This window comes from Amycolatopsis sp. ATCC 39116 (genome assembly GCF_000231075.2).
Lineage (GTDB): Bacteria > Actinomycetota > Actinomycetes > Mycobacteriales > Pseudonocardiaceae > Amycolatopsis_E > Amycolatopsis_E tucumanensis.
This window is the reverse complement of record NZ_AFWY03000046.1, coordinates 42,024-63,720: the sequence shown is the minus strand read 5'-3', so window position 1 is coordinate 63,720 and position 21,697 is coordinate 42,024. Positions and strand designations below refer to the sequence as shown.

The following is a 21,697-nucleotide window of genomic DNA, read 5'->3' as shown; positions in this document are numbered from 1 at the left end:
CGCCGGGACCACTTCGGACGCCGGGAAGAGCCTGGTCACGGCGGGCATCTGCCGGTGGCTCGCGCGCCGCGGGCTGCGGGTGGCGCCGTTCAAGGCGCAGAACATGTCGAACAACTCGATGGTCTGCGCCGACGGCGCGGAGATCGGGCGGGCGCAGTGGTTGCAGGCGGTCGCGGCCGGGGTGGAGCCGGAGGCCGCGATGAACCCGGTGCTGCTGAAACCGGGCAGCGACCGGCGCAGCCACGTCATCGCGCTCGGCAAGCCGTTCGGGACGCTGGAAGCAGGCGAGTTCGCCACCGGCCGCCGTGAGCTGGCACGCATCGCCTTCGACGCCTTCGACGAGCTGCGCACGCGGTTCGACGTCGTGGTGTGCGAGGGCGCGGGCAGCCCCGCCGAGATCAACCTGCGGCAGGGCGACTACGTGAACATGGGGCTGGCGCGGCGGTTCGGGCTGCCGGTGGTGGTGGTCGGCGACATCGATCGCGGTGGCGTGCTGGCCGCGATGTACGGGACGGTCGCGTTGCTGGAGCCCGCGGACCAGGCGCTGCTCGCCGGCTGGGTGGTGAACAAGTTCCGCGGTGACGAGTCGTTGCTGCGGCCGGGCCTGGACCGGATCGCGGAGCTGACGCACCGGCCGGTGCTGGGGGTGCTGCCCTGGCTGGACGGGGTGTGGATCGACTCGGAGGACGCGCTCGCCGCGGCGGGCTGGCGGCACGAGCAGCAGGTCACCGGTGGGTTGCGGGTGGCGGTGGTGCGGTTCCCGCGCGCGTCGAACGCGACCGACGTGGACGCGCTCGCGGCGGAGCCGGGCGTGACGGTCACGCTGACCGCGGACCCGGACACCGTGCGGGCCGCGGACCTGGTGGTGCTGCCCGGAACGCGCGCGACGGTGGGGGATCTGCGGTGGTTGCGGGAGCGTGGGCTGGAGCCGGCGCTGGCCGCGCGGGCCGCCGCCGGACGGCCGGTGCTGGGCATCTGCGGCGGTTACCAGATGCTGGCGGAGACCATTGTGGACGATGTCGAGTCCGGGGCCGGGACGGTGCCGGGGCTGGGTCTGCTGCCGACGCGGGTGGCGTTCAGTGTGGAGAAGGTGCTCGGCAGGCCGGTCGCGCGGTGGCGCGGGCACGAGGTCGAGGCCTACGAGATCCACCACGGCAGCGCGACGCCGACCGGGGAGGCTGAACCGTTCCTGGACGGCTGGCGGCGCGGTGCGGTGTGGGGCACGACGTGGCACGGCACCCTGGACAACGACGGCTTCCGCCGGGCGTGGCTGGGCGAGGTGGCGGCGCAGGCCGGGGTGGCTTGGTCACCGGCGCCGGGGGCACCCGGTTTCGCCACCCTGCGCGAGTCGATGCTGGACCGGCTCGCGGACGCCGTCGAGGAGCGCCTGGACACGGACGCCCTGCTGCGGCTGATTGAGCGTGGTGCGCCGGACGGGTTGCCCCGAGTGGGGTGAGGGTGGGGCTCGCCTGCGGGTGCTGGCGCTGGGTTGGGTCGGGGATGTGGGTTGGGCGGCTGTGGTTGACCGGGGAGCGGCTGGACTCGGATGTCCTGCTGCGGGTGATTGAGCGTGGTGCGCCGGAGGGGTTGCCTGGTGTGGGCTGAGTGTGGGGCTCGCCTTCGGGTGCTGGCGCTGGGTTGGGTCGGGGTTGTGGGTTGGGCGGCTGTGGTTGACCGGGGCGCGGGCTGCCGGGCGGGCTGCCCGGCGCGGGGTGAGCGTGGTGCGCCGGAGGGGCTGCCTGGTGGGGGTGAGCGCGGTGCTCGCCTACGGGGCTGGCGCCGCGGTTGGGCTGGGCGGATGTGGCGGCCGCGGTTGGCCGGGCGGGCGCCTGGTGTGAGCGTGGTCTGCCCGCGGGTGCGGGCACCGGGGTTCGGCTGGGCGGATGTGGTCGAGCGCTGGCTGCGGCTGACCGTGGCACGGCCGGGCGGTGCCGTTGTGGGCTGAGCGCGGGCCGGTTTCAGCTCAGACGAGCGTCACCCGCACGCCTTCGAGTTCGAAGGCCGACACCAGGCTCGGCTCGGCGGCTGAATCGGTGATCAGCAGGTCGATGTCGAGCGTCGGGCAGATGCGGGCGAATGCGTAGGCGCCCAGTTTCGAGCTGTCGGTCACCACCACGACCTTCTTCGCGCGGTGTGCCAGCAGCTTGTTGATCGCCGCCTCGGATTCGTGGTGCGCGTAGGCTCCCCGCAGCGGGTCGACGGCGTCCACGCCGATGAACGCCAGGTCGAGGCTGACCTCCTCCAGCACCATCCCCGCCAGGTGCCCGGTCAGCTCGAACGACTGCGGCCGCGCCACCCCGCCGGTGCTGACCAGCCGGATGCTCTGCCGCACGGTCAGCTCGTGCGCGATGTTCACCGCGTTCGTCACCACGGTCAGCGCCGGGGAACTGCCGCGGTCGTTGAAATCCGGACGGCTGGCGATCGCCCTGCTGACCTCGGTCGTGGTGGTGCCCCCGTTGAACCCGATCACCATTCCGCGATTCACCAGCCGGGCCGCGGCCTCGGCGATGCGGCGCTTTTCCACCGCGTGCCGGTCGGCGTGGTTGCGGCCGGGGAGGTTGTAGGCGACGTTGCCGGCCACGGCGCCGCCCCGGGCTCTGGTGAGCAATTGGCGGCCTGCCAAATGATCGAGGTCGCGCCGGATCGTGGCAGGGGAGACGTTCAGTTTCGCCGCCGCCTGGTCCACCTCGACCCGGCCCTGCTCGCCGATCATTTCGAGCAGCGTGTTCAGCCGCTCATGCCTGTCCACGCATCAGTAATACCGCCTCGCGCGCGCCTTGGAAACCCGATCACGGCAACAGCCCGCCGGAGGAAATCCGGCGGGCTGTCGGAATTTCACTCACAGACTCCGCAGGAAGGCAAGTGACGGCATGAAGAAATACTCGCCACCCTTCATCGTGACCGCCTGCGGAATGGGATCGGTCGCCTCGGCCACGTTGTTGTGGCCCCATTCCGGCGCGTATTTCTGCGGTGCCCGCGCGCCCTGCCCGATGACCGGGTCGAGACCCGGCTGTGAACCGTCCGGCGGGAACGGGAACGCGGGGTTGTTCGCCCAGATCTGCTGCGTGAACTCGAACTGGTTGCCCAGGTTCGAGTTGAAGGCCATGAACAGCAGGCCGACGTCCTTCGCCGGGCGCAGGCGCGGCGGCAGGTCCGCGTTCGGGTCGTCGTGGCGGCGGCCGTAGGTCTGGCCGCGCCGGGCCATCAGGTGCTTGCGCTCCTCCTCCGGCGCCTCCGCCCCGCCGGAACCCCGCGGGTTGGTCTTGCGGATGTGCGCGTGGAACGGGCACTTCTGGCCCAGCTTGTCGCTGTCGTAGCTGAAGTCGTTGCCGACCGGATGGTGCGAGCCGGGCGCGCTCTGCGCGGTCAGCGGCGTGCCGTCCTCGAACCGGCCGACCAGCATCGCGCCTGCCCGCTCCCGGTCCTCGCCGCGCAGCCCGAGGTCGTGCGCGAGGTCGCGTTCGGCCTCCTTGAACAGCCGGACGTTCTGCTCCAGCTTGCGGAACACGAAGTAGCTTCCGAAGTGGACGGTCGGGTCCGGCGCGGCCGGGTCGGGCACGAGGACCTGCTCCAGCGGCGCCGACGGGTCCCAGTCGTTGACGCCGTCGGTGGTGTCCCGCTCCGCGTCGACGTCCTCGGTGAGGAACAGCGGCTGGCTGCGCCCGTCGACGTAACCGAAGTGCTCGATCCCGTCGCCGTTGGCGTTGGCGAGCCCGAGCCCGGACTCCTCGCCCACCACGGTGACCGACGCCGGGCGCAGCGCCTCGACCTGGCGGCGCAGGGTGCGGACCGGACCGGCGGTCGCGTCGCCGAGGAGGAGCACGGCGTCGATCGTCTGCTGGTAGTGGCCCTCCCACTCGGTGACGGCCGGGTCGGCGAGCTTCTCGACCGCCGCCTTCGCGCCCGCGGTGAACGACGGGTCGGCAGGCGCGGTGACGCCGAGCGTCGCGTAGCCGTGCGCGGTCAGGCCGACGCCCAGGTAGGGCGTGCCGACCGCCTTCGTGAGCTTGTGCGCCTCGACCTCCTGCAGGTGGGTCCGCGCGGACTTCATCAGCCCGGACAGGCCGTTCAGGAAGGTGCGGGCTTCGGCGGCGTCGCCGAAGCCGAGGAACAGCACGGTGAGGCGGTCCCGGACGTGCGCCTTCAGGATGTTCGGCTGCAGCTCGTCCAGCATGGTGGCCGCTTCGCCGGTGGCGGACTTCCAGGACAGCGTGGTGGACAGGTCGACAGGCATGTACGCCCCCTCTTGGCTTTACCCCAGTGACGGTGGCGGCGCCGCGAGGCCCCTGTCGTGTGCGGCGCCGTCACCTGCCCCTAAGTCGCGCTGAGTGGCTGCCAAGTACGAAATGGGCGGGTTTTCACCCGATCGGCTCAGGGGGCGAACGGACGAGGGGCGCTATAGCCGGAGGGCTATCGTGCCTGAGATCAGTATTGACATGCGGTCATGCTCGGGAAGGTACGGCGTGCGATGGACCTGAACTCGCTCAGGCAATTCCTCGTGGTGGCGCGACTGGAACACCTCAGCCACGCGGCCGACGAGCTGCGCGTCGCCCAGCCGTCACTGAGCCGCACCATCGCCCGCCTGGAGAGCGAGCTGCGCACGCCCCTGTTCGATCGGGCCGGGCGGCTCCGGCTGAACGACACCGGAAGGCTCTTTCGCGACTACGTCGAACGCGCGCTCGGCGAGCTCGAAGCAGGGCGCCGGGCCGTCGCCGAGGCCACCAGCGGGAGCTTCGGCACCGCGCGACTGGCCTCGGAAACCTTCCTCACCTTCATCGGGCCGCTCACGGCCTTCAAGCGGGCTCATCCCGGCGTGGAAGTCGAACTCCGCCAGACGCCCGCCGCGGAGATGGCCCGCCGCCTCCTGGCTCACGACGTCGACCTCTGCGCCGCCTCCCAGCCGATCTCCACCGAAGGGCTGGAAGCCGTCCCGCTGCTGGACGAGGCCATCTGGCTGGCCACTCCGCTCGATCACCCGCTGGCGGGCCGGACCTCGGTGACCATCGAAGAACTCGCCGGCGAACCCTTCATCGCCGCAGGCAAGGGGCACTGGCATCGCCGCCTGCTCGATCGGCTCTTCGCGGCCCGCGACCTCACCCCGAAGATCGTCTGCGAGGGCGACGAGCTGGGCGCCATCGCGGAACTCATCAAGGCGGGCCTCGGCGTCGGCCTCGTCCCCGACCTCGCCAAACGCTCGTTCCCCAGCGACTCGGCCGCCTGGATCGCCGTCGACGCCCCGGACTGCCGCCGCACGCTCACCCTGTACTGGGGCGCCGGCAACCACCTCTCGCCCGCCGCCCGCGGGTTGCGCGACACGATCATCGGCTGGAACTGGATGTCCGGCGGGCCGCATGCCCCGGCGGCTATAACGCCATAGCGATATTGGTCTTAGTCAAGATGTCCTCGGCGTCATAACTTTCTCGGTGTTCGGTCGAAATCCGGAGACGAGGAAGAAACCATGTACTCGAGGAAACCGTTGCGGAAGAGCTTCGTCGTGGTGGTCGCGGGGGCGCTGCTGGCCGGCGGCGCGCTCAGCGCCTACGGGGCGGAGACCAGCACGGCGAGCCGGCCGGCGCCTACCGAGATCCTGGAACTCGCGGTCGAGAACGACCAGTACGCGGCCCCCGACCTGCCGCCGGCCGGCGCCAGTGTGGGTGATCTCTACGTGTATTCCGGCTGGCTGCTCAAGGACGGCCGCAGGGTGGGGCAAGGCGGGGGTTCGTGCCAGATCGTCCACCTCGACGGCGCCAAGATCACCACGCAGTGCGTGCTCACGGCGAGGCTCGAGCAGGGATCGCTGACCGCGCAATCGCTCTGGGTCACCGGCGAGAGCCCGCTCGACATGGCCATCACCGGCGGCACCGGCGCCTACCGCGATGCGCAGGGCACCGTCCGGGTGTGGGACATCGCGACGCCGAACGAGCGGATGCGAGCCGAAATCATCCATTCCGCAACGCGATGACCACAGGGATCGGGTTCGTCTCGGTCCCCGGTGAACCTGCGCGCCTGGCTCCCCGGACGACCTCGCCTGACCGGGCCGGCCTGACGTTCCGGCCGGCCACGTCGTCGGACGATCAGCACACTCGCGATGTACGACAGGAGTTTTCGGAAAATGACCAGAATCGGCATCATCCTCGGCAGCACCCGCCCCAACCGCAACGGCGCGCAGATCGCCCAGTGGGTCCTGGACACGGCCTCACAGCGCGACGATGCCGAATTCGAACTGATCGATCTGCGCGACCACCCGCTGCCGCACCTGGACGAGCCGATGCCGCCGATGTTCGGCCCGTCGGTCCACGCCCACACCCGCGCTTGGGCCGAGCGGATCGCTCCGTTCGACGGCTTCGTGGTGGTGACCCCGGAGTACAACGGCGGGATGCCCGGAGTGCTGAAGAACGCACTCGACCACGCTTTCGCCGAATGGACCGACAAGGCGGTCGGCTTCGTCTCCTACGGCGCCAACGGCGGCGCCCGCGCCGTGGTGCAGCTGCGGACGGTCTGCAGCACGCTCGGCATGGCCGACGTCGGCTACCAGGTCGCGATCTCGGTGCTCACCGACTTCGAGAACCACACCACCTTCACGCCACGCGACCACCACGTCGCCACCCTGGGCAAAACCCTGGATCAGCTCATCGCCTGGAGCACCGCCATGGCGCCCCTGCGGGCCACCGCCGAAACCGTTTCCGCCCAGTCTTGAGGGGACGAATCATGACTACGGTCAACGGGTTCCGGGCCCAGCGCGATGAAGCCGAGATTCGCGAGCAGATCGGCAAGGTGGCCGAAGCGTTGCGGGCCAAGGACATGGAGGCCCTGCGGCAGCTGTACACGGAAGACGTCGTGTCCTTCGACATCGAGCCGCCGCTCCAGCACGTCGGAATCGCGGCGAAACTCGAGAACTGGGCGCGGGTGTTCCGGTTCTTTGAGACCGTGACCTACGAGATTCGCGACCTGACCTTCACCGTGGGTGACGAGGTGGCGTACGGGTATGCCTTCGCGCGCCTGCACGGCACGCTGCCGAGCGGGGTGACGGCGAACGGGATGTGGGTCCGGGTCACCTACGGCATGCGAAAGGTCGACGGCGCCTGGTTGATCGCCCACGACCAGGTCTCTGTGCCGCTGGACGTCTCCAGCGGCAAGGGCGTGGTCGACCTCGAACCCTGACGGTGCGCGTTGGGCTCGGGGCGGGCCGTCGCGGCTTCGTTGCCGCGGCGGCCCGCCCCGGGGCACTAGGCGATCGGCCGGTCCGTCGGCGCGATCGGCGCCGGCAGGACGTTCCGGCCGGTCAGGTAGGCGTCCACGCCGGCCGCGGCGGAGCGGCCCTCGGCGATCGCCCACACGATCAGCGACTGCCCGCGGCCCATGTCACCGGCCACGAACACGTTCTCCACGCTGGTGCGGAAATCCGCGTCCCGCGCGACGTTGCCGCGCGCGTCCAGCTCCACGCCGAGCTGCTCGATCAGGCCTTCGCGCTGCGGGCCGACGAAGCCCATCGCCAGCAGCACCAGCTGCGCGGGCAGCTCCCGCTCGGTGCCCTCGACCTCGACGAACTTCCCGCCCTCGTTGCGGACCTCGACCAGCCGCAGCCCCCGCAGGTTCCCGTCCTCGTCGGCGAGGAACTCCTGCGTGCTCACCGAGTACAGCCGCTCGCCGCCCTCCTCGTGCGCCGAGGACACCCGGAAGATCATCGGGTACGTCGGCCACGGGTGCGCCTCCGAGCGGGTCTCCGGCGGTCGCGGCATGATCTCCAGCTGGGTCACCGAAAGCGCGCCCTGCCGGTGCGACGTGCCGACGCAGTCCGCGCCGGTGTCACCGCCGCCGATCACCACGACGTGCTTGCCCTCGGCCGAAATCGGCGACGACTCCAGCTCACCCGACGCCACCCGGTTCGCCAGCGGCAGGAACTCCATCGCCTGGTGGATGCCCGGGATCTCGCGGCCCTTGACCGGCAGGTCCCGCCACGCGGTCGCGCCACCGGCCAGCACCACCGCGTCGTAGGACGACCGCAGCTCCTCCGCCGTGATGTCGACCCCGACGTTCACGCCGGTCCGGAACTCCGTGCCCTCGGCCCGCATCTGGTCCAGCCGCCGGTCCAGCCTGCGCTTCTCCATCTTGAACTCGGGGATGCCGTACCGCAGCAGCCCGCCGATCGCGTCGGCCCGCTCGAACACGACCACGTCGTGCCCGGCGCGGGTCAGCTGCTGCGCCGCCGCCAGGCCGGACGGACCGGACCCGACCACCGCGACCTTCTTGCCGGTGCGCGTCTTCGGGGGCTGCGGCGTGATCCAGCCTTCCTCCCACGCGCGGTCCACGATGGAGATCTCGACCCGCTTGATCGTCACCGGGTCGTCGTTGATCCCCAGCACGCACGCGGTCTCGCACGGCGCGGGGCACAGCGTCCCGGTGAACTCCGGGAAGTTGTTCGTGGCGTGCAGCCGCTCGATCGCGTCGCGCCAGTCGTCGCTCCAGACCAGCGTGTTCCACTCCGGGATCAGGTTGCCCAGCGGGCAGCCCTGGTGGCAGAACGGGATGCCGCAGTCCATGCAGCGGCCGGCCTGCTTCTCCAGCTTGTTCGACGCGAAGTCCTCGTACACCTCGCGCCAGTCGAGCAGCCGCAGCGGCACCGGCCGGGTCTTCGGCGTCTCGCGCGGCGTCGTCAGAAAACCCTTGGGGTCAGCCATGTGCGGCCTCCATGATGGCTTCGTTCACGTCCCGGCCGTCGCGCTCGGCTTCCGCCTGCGCGGCCAGGACCCGCTTGTAGTCCTTGGGCATGACCTTGGCGAACCGGGCGATCGTGGTCTCCCAGTCGGCCAGCAGCTCCCGCGCCACCGGCGACTCGGTCTCCACGAAGTGCGCCTCGACCGCGTCCCGCAGGAACTCGACGTCCTCGTCGTCCAGCGGGTCCACGTCGACCATCTCCGGGTTCACCCGCAGCGGCGACAGGTCCAGCACGTAGGCGATCCCGCCGGACATGCCGGCGGCGAAGTTGCGCCCGGTCGGCCCGAGCACCACCACGCGACCGCCGGTCATGTACTCGCAACCGTGGTCGCCGACGCCCTCCACGACGGCCAGCGCGCCCGAGTTGCGCACGCAGAACCGCTCGCCGACCTTGCCGCGCAGGAAGATCTGCCCGCCGGTCGCGCCGTAGCCGATCACGTTGCCCGCGATGATGTTCGCCGACGTGTCGAACTTCGCCTCCTTGGGCGGCCGCACGATGATGCGGCCACCGGAGAGGCCCTTGCCCACGTAGTCGTTGCCGTCGCCGAACAGCCGCAGCGTGATGCCCTTCGGGATGAACGCGCCGAACGACTGCCCGGCGGTGCCGGTGAAGGTCACGTCGATCGTGTCGTCCGGCAGGCCCTCGCCGCCCCAGCGCTTGGTCAGCTCCGACCCGAGCATGGTGCCGACGGTCCGGTTCACGTTGCGCACCGGCAGTTCCAGCCGCACCTTGTCCCCGGAGTTCAGCGCGCCCTCGGCGAGCTGGATCAGCGTGTTGTCCAGCGCCTTCTCCAGGCCGTGGTCCTGCTTGACCACCTGGTGCCGCGCGGCACGCGGCTCCAGCTCGGGCACGTGGAAGATCGGCGACAGGTCCAGCCCGCGCGCCTTCCAGTGGTCGACCGCGGGACGGGTGTCGAGCACCTCGGCGTGCCCGACGGCCTCCTCGATCGAGCGGAAGCCCAGCCGCGCCAGGTACTCGCGCACCTCCTGCGCGATGAACTCGAAGAAGTTCACCACGTACTCGGCCTTGCCGCTGAACTTCTCGCGCAGCTTCGGGTTCTGCGTCGCCACGCCGACCGGGCAGGTGTCCAGGTGGCAGACGCGCATCATGATGCAGCCGGACACCACCAGCGGCGCGGTTGCGAAGCCGAACTCCTCGGCGCCGAGCAGCGCGGCGATCACCACGTCGCGGCCGGTCTTGAGCTGGCCGTCGGTCTGCACCACGATCCGGTCGCGCAGCCGGTTGGCCAGCAAGGTCTGCTGCGTCTCGGCCAGGCCCAGCTCCCACGGGCCGCCCGCGTGCTTGATCGAGGACAGCGGCGAGGCGCCGGTGCCGCCGTCGTGGCCGGAGATCAGCACGACGTCCGCGTGCGCCTTCGACACACCGGCCGCGACCGTGCCGACGCCGACCTCGGACACCAGCTTCACGTGGATGCGGGCGGCCGGGTTGGCGTTCTTCAGGTCGTGGATCAGCTGCGCCAGGTCCTCGATCGAGTAGATGTCGTGGTGCGGCGGCGGGGAAATCAGGCCCACACCCGGCGTGGAGTGCCGCGTCTTCGCGATCCACGGGTACACCTTCGCGCCGGGCAGCTGACCGCCCTCGCCGGGCTTCGCGCCCTGCGCCATCTTGATCTGGATGTCGTCGGCGTTGACCAGGTACTCGCTGGTGACGCCGAACCGGCCGCTCGCGACCTGCTTCACGGCGCTGCGCCGCTCCGGGTCGTACAGCCGCTCCGGGTCCTCGCCGCCCTCACCGGTGTTGGACTTGCCGCCCAGCCGGTTCATCGCGATCGCCAGCGTCTCGTGCATCTCCTGCGAGATCGAGCCGTAGGAGATGGCGCCGGTGGCGAACCGCTTGACGATCTCGGAGACCGGCTCGACCTCCTCGATCGGCACCGGCGGGCGCACGCCCTCCTTCAGCTCGAACAGGCCGCGCAGGGTGAACAGCTTCTTCGACTGCTCGTCGACGGCGTTCGTGTACTCCTTGAACACCTCGTAGCGGCCGGTGCGCGTGGAGTGCTGCAGCTTGAAGACCGTGTGCGGGTTGAACAGGTGCGGCTCGCCCTCGCGGCGCCACTGGTAGTCCGAGCCGATCTCCAGCTCGCGGTGGTTCGGGCGGAACCCGTCGCGCGGGAACGCGCGGGCGTGCCGCTGCCGGACCTCCTCGTGCAGCACGTCGAAGCCGACGCCGCCCAGCCGCGAGGTGGTGCCGGTGAAGCAGGTGTCGATGACCTCCTGCGACAGGCCGAGCGCCTCGAAGATCTGCGCGCCGGTGTAGGAGGCCACAGTGGACACTCCCATCTTCGACATGGTCTTGCGTACGCCCTTGCCCAGCGCTTTGATCAGGTTGCGGGTCGCCTGCTGCGCGGTGACGCCCGGGATCTTGCCGTCGCGGGCCAGCTCCTCGACCGTGGCCATCGCCAGGTAGGGGTTGACCGCGGCGGCGCCGTAACCCAGCAGCAGCGCGATGTGGTGCACCTCGCGGGCGTCGGCGGTCTCGGCGATGATGCCGACCTGCGTGCGGGTCTTCTGCCGCACCAGGTGGTGGTGCACCGCGCCGGTGAGCAGCAGCGACGGGATCGCCGCGTGGTCGGCGTCGACCCCGCGGTCGGACAGCACGATCAGCCGCGCGCCCTCGGAGATCGCGTTGGACACCTCGGTGCGGATTTCCTCCAGGCGCGCCAGCAGCGCGTCGCCGCCGCCGTGCACGTCGTAGAGGCCGTGGATGGTGACCGCGGTGAACTCCGGCAGGTCGCCGTCGTCGTTGATGTGCACCAGCTTGGCCAGCTCGTCGTTGTCCAGCACCGGGAACGGCAGGACGACGCGGCGGCACGACTCGCCGGTGGCCTCCAGCAGGTTCGGCTGCGCGCCGAGCTGGGTGCCCAGCGACGTCACCAGCTCCTCGCGGATGGCGTCCAGCGGCGGGTTGGTGACCTGGGCGAACAGCTGGATGAAGTAGTCGAAGATCGGCCGCGGGCCGGACGACAGCGGCGCGAGCGGCGAGTCGTTGCCCATCGAGCCGATCGGCTCCGCGCCACTGCGCGCCATCGGCGACAGCAGGGTGTCGAGCTCTTCTTCGGTGTAGCCGAAGGCCTGCTGGCGGCGCACCAGCGAGGCGTGCGTGGGCACCTCGCGCTCGCGCTCGGGCAGTTCTTCCAGGCGCACCAGGCCCTGGTCGACCCAGTCGCCGTAGGGGTGCTCGGCGGCCAGCTGCCCCTTGATCTCCTCGTCGTCGATGATGCGGCCCTCGGCCGTGTCGACGAGGAACATGCGGCCCGGCTCCAGCCGGCCCTTCTTCACGATCGTCGACTGGTCCAGCTCCAGCACGCCGACCTCGCTGGCGAGCACGACCAGGCCGTCCTCGGTGACCCAGTACCGCGCGGGGCGCAGGCCGTTGCGGTCCAGCACCGCGCCGATCTGGGTGCCGTCGGTGAACGACACGAGCGCCGGCCCGTCCCACGGCTCCATCAGCGTGGAGTGGAACTCGTAGAACGCCCGCCGCGCCTCGTCCATCTCCTCGTGGTTCTCCCACGCCTCCGGGATCATCATGAGGACGGCGTGCGGCAGGCTGCGGCCGCCGAGGTGCAGCAGTTCGAGGACCTCGTCGAAGCTCGCCGAGTCGCTCGCGCCGCGGGTGATGATCGGGTAGATCCGCTTGAGGTCACCGGGGATCAGGTCGGTGGACAGCATCGACTCGCGCGCGTCCATCCAGTTCCGGTTGCCGCGCAGCGTGTTGATCTCGCCGTTGTGCGCCACGTACCGGTACGGGTGGGCCAGCGGCCACGACGGGAACGTGTTGGTCGAGAAGCGGGAGTGCACCAGCCCGATCGCGCTCGTCACGCGCTCGTCGGTCAGGTCCGGGAAGAACCGCGGCACCTGCGGCTCGGTGAGCATTCCCTTGTAGACGATGGTGCGGGCGGACAGGCTCGGGAAGTACACGTCCTCGTCGGCCAGCAGGTGCTCGGCGCGCTTGCGCACGCAGAACGCGGCGCGTTCCAGGTCCAGCCCGGTGCGCAGCCCTTCCCGCGAGGCCAGGAACAGCTGCGCGAAGTGCGGCATGGTCGAGGCCGCCGTCGGCCCGACGTGCTCGGTGTCCACCGGGACCTCGCGCCAGCCCAGGACACGCAGGCCCTCCTCGGCGACGAGGCCCTCGATCGCGCTCATCGCGCGGCCGCGGGCGGTCTCGTCGACCGGCAGGAACGCGGTGCCCACGGCGTAGTGACCCGCCTCGGGCAGTTCGAAGTCGACGACCTCGCGGAAGAACGCGTCCGGGACCTGGATCAGGATGCCCGCGCCGTCGCCGGTCTCCGGTTCCGCTCCTCTGGCGCCACGGTGTTCGAGGTTGCGCAGGGCCGTCAGGGCCTTGGTCACGATGTCGTGGCTGCGTCGGCCGGACATATCGGCGACGAACGCGACACCGCAGGCATCGTGCTCGTATTGCGCGTCGTACAAGCCTTCCGGCTTGCGAACACTGTGGCGGGTCACGGCTGGCCGTCTCCTCACACGTGGGCGCGGCACGGGCTGTTGTTAACGCAACAGCCCTCCTGCGCGATGGTCAGTCGAGAGCAGAAGTCCGAGTCGCCTGAACGAGGGCAGGACTCGGCACACCGGCCACACGTCGTTGGGTGGCCGCCGGTCGGCACGTCTTCGGGCCGCTGGCGCGCATCAGCGAGATCCCCGGGTCGTGGTGGGCGGGTTCCCGCGGCGCGCCAGTTACCCCCGGGTTCGCCGGGTCTTATGACAGTAGTGTGAACTCGCCGTTATCGACATACGTCGAGCGGACCTCGTGGCATATGCCATACGGACGTTGACGCGACAGCCTCCGGTGTGGAAGTACCGTTGCACCAGCGTTGACCAGCGCAAAGTGCCGTCGACGGGGTGCCGTGATCGATTCACCGGTTCGAGTGAGTGTCCGATTAAGTAATCAAGGTGTTACGGACGCGGAGCGCCTTCCGGCCGGGATACTCGGGGTGTGGACGGCCTGGCGATGCGTTTCCTCGGGCACTCGACGGTCCGGCTGGAGATCGCCGGCCGGGTCGTGCTGACCGATCCGGTGCTGACGCGCACGGTGGGCGGGCTGGTGCGGGTCGCGCCACCGCTGGATCCCGCTGCCTACGCCGACGTCGACCTCGTGCTGATTTCCCACCTGCACGGCGACCACCTGCACGTGCCGTCGCTGCGGCTGCTGGGGCAGGACGTGCGGATCGTGGTGCCGCGCGGGGCCGGCGGGTGGTTGCGGCGGCGGGGGTTTCCGGCGGTGGCGGAACTGGACATCGGGGAGCGGCTGGAGCTCGGCGACCTCCGGGTGACCGCGGTGCCTGCGGACCACTCCGGGCACCGCTGGGGGCCGCGCTTCACGCACGGCCCGCAGGCGCCCGCGAGCGGTCACGTCGTGGAGGGGCCGGGGGCGCGGGTGTACGTCGCCGGGGACACTGACCTGTACCCGGGAATGGCCGAACTCGGCCCGGTGGACGTGGCGCTGCTGCCGGTGTGGGGGTGGGGGCCGAATCTGGGGCCGGGGCACCTGGACCCGGCGCGGGCCGCGGAGGCGGTCTCACTGGCGCGGCCGCGCGTGGCGGTGCCCGTGCACTGGGGCACGCTGGCCGTCCCCGGCCTGGCGCGAACCCGCCGCATGCGGCGGTTGCTGGTCTCACCGCCACGGACGTTCGCGGCGGAGGTGGCGGATCGCGGCCTGCCGACCACGGTGGCCCTCACGGAGCCCGGCGAGCCGGTGCGGCTGCACAGGTCGCCCCGATGAGGCCACCCGGAGAGCCCACGACCGCGGGCTTCGCCAGTCCCGTGCTCGTCGGTGTGAGATCGGCGATCGTCGGCGCGGCGGTCACCGGGCCGGGGCGGGTGCGTGATGGGGTGGCTGGGTGAACTGGACCGACCTCTCCAGCGTCGGCTATCCGACCCTCTTCCTGGGCGTCCTCGTCGGCTCGATCGTGCCGATCGTCCCGACCGGGGCCGTCGTCGGTGCGGCGGCCGCGATCGCCATGACCACCGGGCACCTGTCGTTGCCCTTGGTGCTGCTGCTGGCCGCCGCGGGGGCGATGGTGGGTGACGTCGTGACCTTCGCGGTCGCGCGCCTGGGCAGCGACGCGGCGGTCCGCTGGCTGGCGCGCGGGCAGAAGCCGGAACGCCTCGTCGCGGCGCGGCGGCGGTTCGCGCGGCAGGGGTGGCAGCTCGTGGTCGTCGGGCGGCTGCTGCCTGCCGGGCGCATCCCCGTGCTGCTCGCCGCGGGCGCGATCGCCTACCCGTGGCGGCGGCTGTTGCCCGCCACGGCCGTGGCGTGCGTGCTGTGGGCGGTCGCGTACGCGTTGCTCGGCGTGCTCAGCGGCGGCCTGTTCGACTCGCCGCTCGTCGCGACGTTGCTGGCCGCCGTGCTGGTGTTGCTGGTCACCGGGGTGATCAACCTGGTGGCGAAGCGCCGCAGGGAAAGGGTGGGGAACCGGGGATGACAACGGCGGAGAGGGGCCGGCTGTTCCGGCGTGGACGGTCGCTCGCGCGGTTCGCCCTGGTGTGGCTGACCACGTCGCTCGCGCTCGTCGGCATGGACGACCTGCTCGACGGCTTCGCGATGCCGGAGGAGTGGCAGCCGCTGGTGTGCGGCCTGCTGCTGAGCCTGCTGACCGCCGTGGTGTGGCCGCAGGTGCTGCGGGTCGCGTTGCCGCTGGCGCTGTTCACGCTGGGCATCGGCAGCTTCCTCATGCTCGGCGCGGGCGCGGTGGCCGCGTTCGCGGTGGTGCCCGGGGTCGAGGTCAACGGGCTGCGCACCGGGTTCCTCGTCGTGGTCGGGGTGTCCGCGGTCAGCGGCGTGGTGTCGAGCGTGCTGGCCATCGACGAGGACGAGGTGTTCTTCCGCCGCGCCCGCCGCCGGTCGCGCCGCTGCCCGGACCCCGGACCGGACCTCCCGCCCGGGCTGATCTTCCTGCAGGTCGACGGCCTCGGGTACGACGTCGTGCGCCGCGCGGTGCGGGACGGCGACATGCCGACCCTGGCGCGCTGGCTCGCCGAGGACAGCCACGCGCTGGTGCGCTGGCAGACCGACTGGAGCTCGCAGACCGGCGCGAGCGTGTGCGGCATCCTGCACGGCTCCAACCACGACATCCTCGGGTTCCGCTGGTACGAAAAGGACCGCGACCACGTGATGGCGTGCGCCCACCCGCGCGACGCGGCCGAGATCGAGCGGCGGCACTCGAACGGCCGCGGCCTGCTCGCCGTCGACGGCGCCAGCCACGGCAACCTCTTCACCGGCGACGCGCCGCACGTCAGCCTCACCATGAGCGCCGTGTCCGTGCTGCTGCCCAGAGGCCTGCGCCGACGCCGCGCGGACCGGGTCGGCGCAGGTTACTACGCCTACTTCGCCAACCCGGTGAACGCGTTGCGCACCTTGGGTTCCGCACTGGTCGACATCGTCCGCGAGGTCTCGGCGTCGGCGCGGCAGCGGCGGGCGGGCGTCGTGCCGCGGGTGCCGCGCGGCGGGATCTACCCGATCGCCCGGACCGGCACCACCGTCATCTCCCGGGACGTCGTGGTGTCCGCGGTGCTGGAGGACATGCTCAACGGCCGCCCGGTGGTCTACGCGGACTTCCTCGGCTACGACGAGGTCGCCCACCACTCCGGCATCGAACGGTTCGACACGCTCGCCGTGCTGCGGGCGATCGACCAGCAGATCGGGCGGCTGCACCGCGCGTCCCGGCTCGGACCGCGGCCGTACCACCTGGTGGTGCTGTCCGACCACGGGCAGACGCAGGGGTGGGCGTTCGCGCACCGGTTCGGCGAGTCGCTGGAGGAGCTCGTCGGGCGGCTGTGCGGCGGACCGGCCCCGGAAGCGGTTTCCGGCGGGCCGGTCGCCACGCGACTGCGGGAGCGGGTGACCGGGGCGCGGCGCATCGAGCACCGGCCACGGGAGGACGAGCGGCACGAGGTGACGCGCGTGGCGCCCGGCGTGGTCGTCGTGGTGTCCGGGCACGTCGGGATGGTGTCGTTCACCGAGCACGAAGGCAGGGTCTCGCTGGAGACGATCGAGCGCGAGTACCCGGACCTGCTGCCCGCGCTGGTCGACCACCCGGGGATCGGGTTCATGCTGGTGCGCAGCGACGTCCACGGTCCGGTCGTGCTCGGCCGCGACGGGGTCCACCGGCTGGCGTCCGGCGAGGTGCTCGGGGAGGACCCGCTGGCGCTGTACGGGGAACACGCCCCGGACCTGATCCGGCGCGTGGACACCTTCCCGCACTGCGCCGACATCATGATCAACAGCCGGTGGGACCCGGAGACCGGGGAGGCCTCACCGTTCGAGATCCACGTCGGCTCACACGGCGGGCTCGGTGGGGAGCAGGAGCGCGGGTTCCTCATCCACCCCAAGGAGTTCGAGCCGCCCGGGGAGCTGGTGGGGGCCGAGTCGCTGCACCGGTTGTTCCGGGTGTGGCTGACCAAGCTGGGGCACCCGGAGCCCGAATAGCCCCTTCCGAACCCGATCTTTCAGTGTTCGGTCGCCGAGACACCGCGTCAAGGCGGGAAAGCGTGCCTTGACCCGGCGGCTCGGCAACCGATTGGGCTGGGGATCGGCTTGCGGGAGGGGAGTGGTTCGGAGGGTGAGGCGCTTTCGTTGCCGGGCGGCGGTTTTGTGGTTGGTCAGCCGGCCAGGGTGATTGAGCCCAGGCTTGTGAAGTGTGCGGCGATGCGGGCGCCCGATGAGATGGGCACGGCGTCGGTCAGGCCGCCGGTCAGCACGATCCACCCCTCCTCCAACGCCAGGCCCCGTTCCGCCAGTGCGTTGGCTGCCAGCGCGAGCGCCTCGCCGGGGTGCCCGAGCACCGCGGCGCCGGTCGCGCTGTCCACGATCGCTCCGTCGGCCTCCAGCAGGCACGCCTCCAGCGTCAGGTCCAGCCCGGCGGGCGCGACCCCCACCGAGCCGACCCGGAAGACGCTCGACGAGGCGTTGTCGGCGATGGTGTCGGGCGCGGCGAACCGGAAGTCGGCGTACCGCGAGTCGATCACCTCGATCCCGCCGTACACCCGGTCCACCGCCGCCATCGCGGTGGCCGCCGTGACGCCGGGGCCCGCCAGGCGCGAGCCCAGCACGAACACGATCTCCGGCTCGGCCCGCGGGTGGATCAGCTTCGGCAGCGGGTCCGCGGCGGGCAGCACCATGGCGTCGGTCAGCCAGGCCATCACCGGGCGGTCCACGCCCATGCGCTCCTGCTTCGCCTTCGACGTCAGGCCCAGCTTCAGCCCGATCAGCTTTTCGCCGCGCGCGAGCCGCAACCGCAACGCCTCGTCCTGCACCGCATACGCCGTGCGCACGTCCAGGCCGGGCCACTCCTCGGTGATCGGGCCGCGCGCCGTTCCCGCGTCCTCCGCCGCCAGCAGCACCCGCGCCGCCTCGGCGATGCTCCACCCGGTCACGCGTCCTCCTTCGACCCGAACACAGCCGTCACACTGCCCAGCCCCGCCACCGTCGACACCACGGTGTCACCCGGGCGCAGCGGGATCGCCTTCGTCATCGACCCGGGCAGCACCACGTGCCCCGGCTCCAGGTCGATCCCCAGCGGGCCCACGGTGTTCGCCAGCCACACCAGCGCGTTCAGCGGCGACCCGAGCACCGCGCCGCCCGCCCCGGTCGCCACCAGCTCACCGCCCGAGTGCAGGGTGCAGCCGGCCAGGCGCAGGTCCACCGAGGACAGTGCGGTCGGCCTGCTGCCCAGCACCACTCCGCCGGAAGAGGCGTTGTCGGCGATGGTGTCGACGATCGAGATGCGCCAGTCCTCGATGCGCGAGTCCACGATCTCCAGCGCGGGCACCACGAAGTCGACGGCGCGCACCGCGTCGGCCACCGTCACCCCGGGCCCGGACAGCTTCCGCCCGAGCACGAACGCGATCTCCGGCTCGATGCGCGGCTGCAGGAAGCTGCCGACCGGGATCGGCTGGTGCTCCAGGTGGAACATGGTGCCGGTGAGGTGCCCGTAGTCGGGCTGGTCGACGCCCATCTGACGCTGCATCGCGGCCGAGGCCAGGCCCACCTTGTGGCCCTTGATCTCGTCGCCGCCCTCGGTCCACACACGCACCTGGTCGAGCTGGATCCGGTAGGCGTCCTCGACGGTCGCGCCCGGGTAGGTCTCGATCAGGGGCGCGATGGGCTTGCCCGCCGCGTAGGCCTGCAGCAGGAGGTCGGCCGCCTCCCGCACCGCTGTCGCATCCATGGCCTGAACTCTCGTGGCCGCCCCCGCGGATCGCAACAACCGCGTCCCGCTGGGCGGCACGCGTCAGACCCGCGCGCCTTGGTCCGCCGCGACGATCTCGGCCGCGTTCGGGGCGTTGTCCGGATCGGTGAGCCACTGCAGCGCGACCCCCACCAGCAGCGAGTAGTAGTGCGAGCCGACGATCCGCACCCGGTCCGGGTCCGCGTCCGGCCCCAGCCCGGCGAACGCCTGCGCCAGCGCCGTGCGGGCGGCCTGCTGGCCACGCGCGTTCATGTCGCGGATCTTCTCGTCGTGCTGCAGGTAGGCGACACCCTCGAAGTTCACGAACCACAGCTGCCGGTTCGCCTGGATCGACTCGATGATCCGGCCCCAGCGCGCCTCGTTCGTGTCGCCCTCGCCGAGCGCCTGGAACAGCAGCTCGCCCCACTCGGCGTTCAGGTCGTTCAGCGCCCGCGTGAGCAGGCCCTCCTTCGACCCGAAGTGGTAGTTGATCGACGCCAGGTTCGCGCCGGAAGCGGCGGCCAGGTCACGCGCGGTGGTGCGCGCGTACCCGGCTCGGAGGAGGCATTCCCGCGCCGCGATCAGCAAGTTCTCCCGGTGTCCCATGTGTGCTACCGTATCATATAAACGTTCGTTTAAAACGTTCGTTCAAGGGTTGGAGAAGGGATCTGACATGGGGACTCCTGCTGTGCGCATCCGGGACTTGCGCTGCAGATTCGAGGGGGAAGCGGGGCCGGTCGACGCTCTGCGTGGCATCGACCTGGACGTGCCGAGGGGCTCGTTCACGGCGATCATGGGCCCGTCGGGGTCAGGCAAGACCACGTTGCTGCACTGCGCGGCCGGGCTGCGGACGCCGACCGCGGGCACGGCCGAGCTCGACGGCGTGAGCCTCGCCGGGCTCGACGAGACCAAGCTGGCCGAGCTGCGCCGCCGGCGCGTCGGCTTCGTGTTCCAGGCGTTCAACCTGCTGCCGGCGTTGACCGCGAAGGAGAACGTCGAACTGCCGCTGCGGCTGGACGGGCGCAAGCCCGACCCGCGCCGGACCGCCGCGCTGCTCGAGCGCGTCGGGCTGGGCAACCGCGGCACCCACCGGCCGGACCAGCTCTCCGGCGGCCAGAAGCAGCGCGTCGCGGTGGCGCGCGCGTTGATCACCGACCCGGAGGTCGTCTTCGCCGACGAGCCGACCGGCGCGCTGGACATCCGCAGCGCCCGCGAGGTCCTGAGCCTGCTGCGCGCGCTCGCCGACCAGGGCCAGACGATCATCATGGTGACGCACGACCCGGTCGCGGCGTCCTTTTCGGACCGGGTGCTGTTCCTGGCCGACGGCCTGATCGTCGACCAGATGGCCCGCCCCGCGGCGGCCGCGGTCGCCAACCGCATGGCGACCCTGATCGAGTCGGCCGAGCGGGCCGCCGCGATGGGGGTGAACTGACGTGGTGAGCCTCGCCCTGCGGCTGTTCCGCCACCACCGCGGCGCGGCGATCGCCACCGGCCTGATCGCGTTGATCGGGATGGCGCTGGTGTCGACGATGACCACGCTGCTCGCCACCGGGGTCGCGGACGGCACGGCCGGGGCGGACCGGTCGTTCCTGACCCAGTTCCCGATGATCATGGGCGGCTGGGTGGTGGCGATCGTCGTCTTCGCGATGGTGTCGACGATCGGCGTGACGCTCGGCGGCCGCGCCACGGAGATCGGCGGGCTGCGCCTGATCGGGGCGACGCCGCGGCAGATCCAGGTGATGGTCTCGGCGGAGACGCTCGCCGTCTCGGCGGTCGCCGCGCTGCCCGGTCTGCTGCTGGGTTACCTGCTCGGCTGGATCGTGCTGGCCGCGGTCCGGTCGTCGGGGTTGGTCGCCGGTTCCACGGCCTACGCGCCGGGTCTGGCGCTGCCGGTCGCCGGTGTCGTCGTCGTGCTGCTCGCGAGCATCGTGGCCGCGTGGATCGGCAGCCGCAGGATCGCCGGGCGGAGTCCGATCGAGGGGCCCGCGCCGGTGCTGAGCAAGCGGTCCCGCCGGTCGCCGCGCCGCATCCTCGCGGCCGTGATGCTGGTCGCGGGGATCGGGTCGTCCTCGGCCGTCCTCGCCATGGACGCGGACGACATCGCGACCACCGCGATGACCGGGCCCGCCACCGTGCTCGTCGCGATCGGGCTCGCGGTGCTCGCGCCGGAGCTGGTCGTCCTGGTGAACCGGGTCCTGAAGGTCCTGTCACCGCGCGGCGCGGCGGGGCACCTGGCGGCCGTAAACCTGTCCGCGGCGCCGGAACGGGTGCGGCCAGCGGTCACCTTCCTGACGCTGCTCGTCGGCGTGTCCGCCGGGACGCTCAGCATGCAGGGCATCGAGAACCGGCACTCGGCCGAGGGCAGCACCGCGCAGGTCCTGGCGTCGATCAACTACCTGGTGGTGGTCCTGATCGCGGTGTTCATGGCGATCGCGCTGACCAACAACCTGGTGGCGGCGCTGGGCAGGCGGCAGGAGGAGTTCACGACCATGTCGCTGATCGGGTCGACCTCCGGGCAGACCCGCGGGATGCTGCTGCGGGAGATCGTCGCCGCGACGCTCGTCAGCGTGATCGCGGCCGGCGTCGGCGCGCTGGTGTGCGTCATCCCGTTCGCCGTCGTCAAGACGGGCAGCCCGGCGGCGGCGTTCGCCGCCGGGCCGTACCTGCTGAGCATCGTGCTCGGCGCGGTGATCGCGCTCGGCGTCACCACGGTCGCGGGCAACCGCGTGGTCCGCACGGCCGCCGTGCACTGACCTGGTGGCCCGCCAACGGGGACG

General features: G+C 71.4%; 17 protein-coding genes. 10 read left to right on the top strand and 7 right to left on the bottom strand.

The features are described from left to right. Positions 1 to 1,456, top strand: a 1,456-nt coding sequence (locus tag AMY39116_RS44005) for a cobyric acid synthase (protein ID WP_020421764.1), incomplete at its 5' end; no start/stop codon positions are given. Between the two features lie 507 nt (positions 1,457 to 1,963). On the opposite strand, the gene AMY39116_RS0332395 is transcribed toward AMY39116_RS44005, so the two are convergent. Next, complete coding sequence (locus AMY39116_RS0332395) at positions 1,964 to 2,749, bottom strand: DeoR/GlpR family DNA-binding transcription regulator (protein ID WP_020421763.1); 786 nt, start codon at positions 2,747 to 2,749, stop codon at positions 1,964 to 1,966. Between the two features lie 90 nt (positions 2,750 to 2,839). Continuing rightward, positions 2,840 to 4,234 (bottom strand): Dyp-type peroxidase, encoded by a 1,395-nt coding sequence (locus tag AMY39116_RS0332390; RefSeq protein WP_020421762.1) that lies wholly within the window; start codon positions 4,232 to 4,234, stop codon positions 2,840 to 2,842. A gap of 234 nt (positions 4,235 to 4,468) precedes the next feature. Between AMY39116_RS0332390 and AMY39116_RS0332385 the strand changes: the two genes are divergently transcribed. From AMY39116_RS0332385 to AMY39116_RS0332370, 4 genes are all read left to right on the top strand, one after another. Further along, positions 4,469 to 5,377: a LysR family transcriptional regulator gene (locus AMY39116_RS0332385; protein ID WP_020421761.1), complete on the top strand. Its 909-nt coding sequence runs from the start codon at positions 4,469 to 4,471 to the stop codon at positions 5,375 to 5,377. A 99-nt stretch (positions 5,378 to 5,476) separates the two neighbouring features. Beyond that, the gene (locus AMY39116_RS0332380) at positions 5,477 to 5,962 is read left to right on the top strand and encodes a hypothetical protein (protein WP_235716259.1); all 486 of its coding nucleotides are present in this window, start codon (positions 5,477 to 5,479) and stop codon (positions 5,960 to 5,962) included. 150 nt (positions 5,963 to 6,112) lie between these two features. Beyond that, complete coding sequence (locus tag AMY39116_RS0332375) at positions 6,113 to 6,697, top strand: NADPH-dependent FMN reductase (protein WP_020421759.1); 585 nt, start codon at positions 6,113 to 6,115, stop codon at positions 6,695 to 6,697. An 11-nt stretch (positions 6,698 to 6,708) separates the two neighbouring features. After that, complete coding sequence (locus tag AMY39116_RS0332370) at positions 6,709 to 7,161, top strand: nuclear transport factor 2 family protein (RefSeq protein WP_020421758.1); 453 nt, start codon at positions 6,709 to 6,711, stop codon at positions 7,159 to 7,161. A 65-nt stretch (positions 7,162 to 7,226) separates the two neighbouring features. On the opposite strand, the gene AMY39116_RS0332365 is transcribed toward AMY39116_RS0332370, so the two are convergent. Together AMY39116_RS0332365 and gltB are read right to left on the bottom strand one after the other, a co-directional pair. Further along, positions 7,227 to 8,678, bottom strand: a complete 1,452-nt coding sequence (locus AMY39116_RS0332365) for a glutamate synthase subunit beta (protein ID WP_020421757.1) — start codon at positions 8,676 to 8,678, stop codon at positions 7,227 to 7,229. After that, a complete protein-coding gene (gene gltB, locus AMY39116_RS0332360; RefSeq protein WP_027936412.1) occupies positions 8,671 to 13,200 on the bottom strand; it encodes a glutamate synthase large subunit in 4,530 nt (1,509 codons plus the stop codon). The genes AMY39116_RS0332365 and gltB overlap by 8 nt, the downstream gene beginning before the upstream one ends. Positions 13,201 to 13,687: 487 nt before the next feature. Here gltB and AMY39116_RS0332355 point away from each other — a divergent pair, with 487 nt between their 5' ends. The 3 genes from AMY39116_RS0332355 (at position 13,688) to AMY39116_RS0332345 (ending at position 17,179) form a co-directional block, all read left to right on the top strand. Further along, positions 13,688 to 14,473 carry an MBL fold metallo-hydrolase gene (locus tag AMY39116_RS0332355; protein ID WP_020421755.1) on the top strand — a complete coding sequence of 262 codons (786 nt, stop codon included), beginning with the start codon at positions 13,688 to 13,690 and terminating at the stop codon, positions 14,471 to 14,473. A 118-nt stretch (positions 14,474 to 14,591) separates the two neighbouring features. Next, positions 14,592 to 15,176, top strand: coding sequence for a DedA family protein (locus tag AMY39116_RS0332350; RefSeq protein WP_020421754.1), 585 nt, complete (start codon positions 14,592 to 14,594; stop codon positions 15,174 to 15,176). Continuing rightward, positions 15,173 to 17,179: a phage holin family protein gene (locus AMY39116_RS0332345; RefSeq protein ID WP_020421753.1), complete on the top strand. Its 2,007-nt coding sequence runs from the start codon at positions 15,173 to 15,175 to the stop codon at positions 17,177 to 17,179. The genes AMY39116_RS0332350 and AMY39116_RS0332345 overlap by 4 nt, the downstream gene beginning before the upstream one ends. A 173-nt stretch (positions 17,180 to 17,352) precedes the next feature. On the opposite strand, the gene AMY39116_RS0332340 is transcribed toward AMY39116_RS0332345, so the two are convergent. The 3 genes from AMY39116_RS0332340 to AMY39116_RS0332330 all read right to left on the bottom strand — a co-directional run bounded on the left by AMY39116_RS0332340 (position 17,353) and on the right by AMY39116_RS0332330 (position 19,526). Beyond that, a complete protein-coding gene (locus AMY39116_RS0332340) occupies positions 17,353 to 18,126 on the bottom strand; it encodes a 2-keto-4-pentenoate hydratase (RefSeq protein WP_020421752.1) in 774 nt (257 codons plus the stop codon). Then, the gene (locus AMY39116_RS0332335; RefSeq protein WP_027936411.1) at positions 18,123 to 18,920 is read right to left on the bottom strand and encodes a 2-keto-4-pentenoate hydratase; all 798 of its coding nucleotides are present in this window, start codon (positions 18,918 to 18,920) and stop codon (positions 18,123 to 18,125) included. The genes AMY39116_RS0332340 and AMY39116_RS0332335 overlap by 4 nt, the downstream gene beginning before the upstream one ends. Before the next feature lie 63 nt (positions 18,921 to 18,983). Beyond that, the gene (locus tag AMY39116_RS0332330; RefSeq protein ID WP_020421750.1) at positions 18,984 to 19,526 is read right to left on the bottom strand and encodes a TetR/AcrR family transcriptional regulator; all 543 of its coding nucleotides are present in this window, start codon (positions 19,524 to 19,526) and stop codon (positions 18,984 to 18,986) included. Between the two features lie 67 nt (positions 19,527 to 19,593). Between AMY39116_RS0332330 and AMY39116_RS0332325 the strand changes: the two genes are divergently transcribed. Both AMY39116_RS0332325 and AMY39116_RS0332320 read left to right on the top strand, forming a co-directional pair. Further along, the gene (locus tag AMY39116_RS0332325; RefSeq protein WP_039791884.1) at positions 19,594 to 20,352 is read left to right on the top strand and encodes an ABC transporter ATP-binding protein; all 759 of its coding nucleotides are present in this window, start codon (positions 19,594 to 19,596) and stop codon (positions 20,350 to 20,352) included. Between the two features lie 4 nt (positions 20,353 to 20,356). Beyond that, positions 20,357 to 21,673 (top strand): FtsX-like permease family protein, encoded by a 1,317-nt coding sequence (locus AMY39116_RS0332320; RefSeq protein WP_202961473.1) that lies wholly within the window; start codon positions 20,357 to 20,359, stop codon positions 21,671 to 21,673. The last annotated feature ends 24 nt before the right edge of the window (positions 21,674 to 21,697 follow it).

Bases quoted from the DNA above. Each gene is read 5' to 3' on its own strand.
- AMY39116_RS0332385 (WP_020421761.1), top strand. From the start codon at position 4,469: ATGGACCTGAACTCGCTCAGGCAATTCCTCGTGGTGGCGCGACTGGAA.
- AMY39116_RS0332370 (WP_020421758.1), top strand. From the start codon at position 6,709: ATGACTACGGTCAACGGGTTCCGGGCCCAGCGCGATGAAGCCGAGATT.
- AMY39116_RS0332325 (WP_039791884.1), top strand. From the start codon at position 19,594: ATGGGGACTCCTGCTGTGCGCATCCGGGACTTGCGCTGCAGATTCGAG.
- AMY39116_RS0332365 (WP_020421757.1), bottom strand. From the start codon at position 8,678: ATGGCTGACCCCAAGGGTTTTCTGACGACGCCGCGCGAGACGCCGAAG.
- AMY39116_RS0332345 (WP_020421753.1), top strand. From the start codon at position 15,173: ATGACAACGGCGGAGAGGGGCCGGCTGTTCCGGCGTGGACGGTCGCTC.
- AMY39116_RS0332390 (WP_020421762.1), bottom strand. From the start codon at position 4,234: ATGCCTGTCGACCTGTCCACCACGCTGTCCTGGAAGTCCGCCACCGGC.
- AMY39116_RS0332375 (WP_020421759.1), top strand. From the start codon at position 6,113: ATGACCAGAATCGGCATCATCCTCGGCAGCACCCGCCCCAACCGCAAC.
- AMY39116_RS0332335 (WP_027936411.1), bottom strand. From the start codon at position 18,920: ATGGATGCGACAGCGGTGCGGGAGGCGGCCGACCTCCTGCTGCAGGCC.
- AMY39116_RS0332330 (WP_020421750.1), bottom strand. From the start codon at position 19,526: ATGGGACACCGGGAGAACTTGCTGATCGCGGCGCGGGAATGCCTCCTC.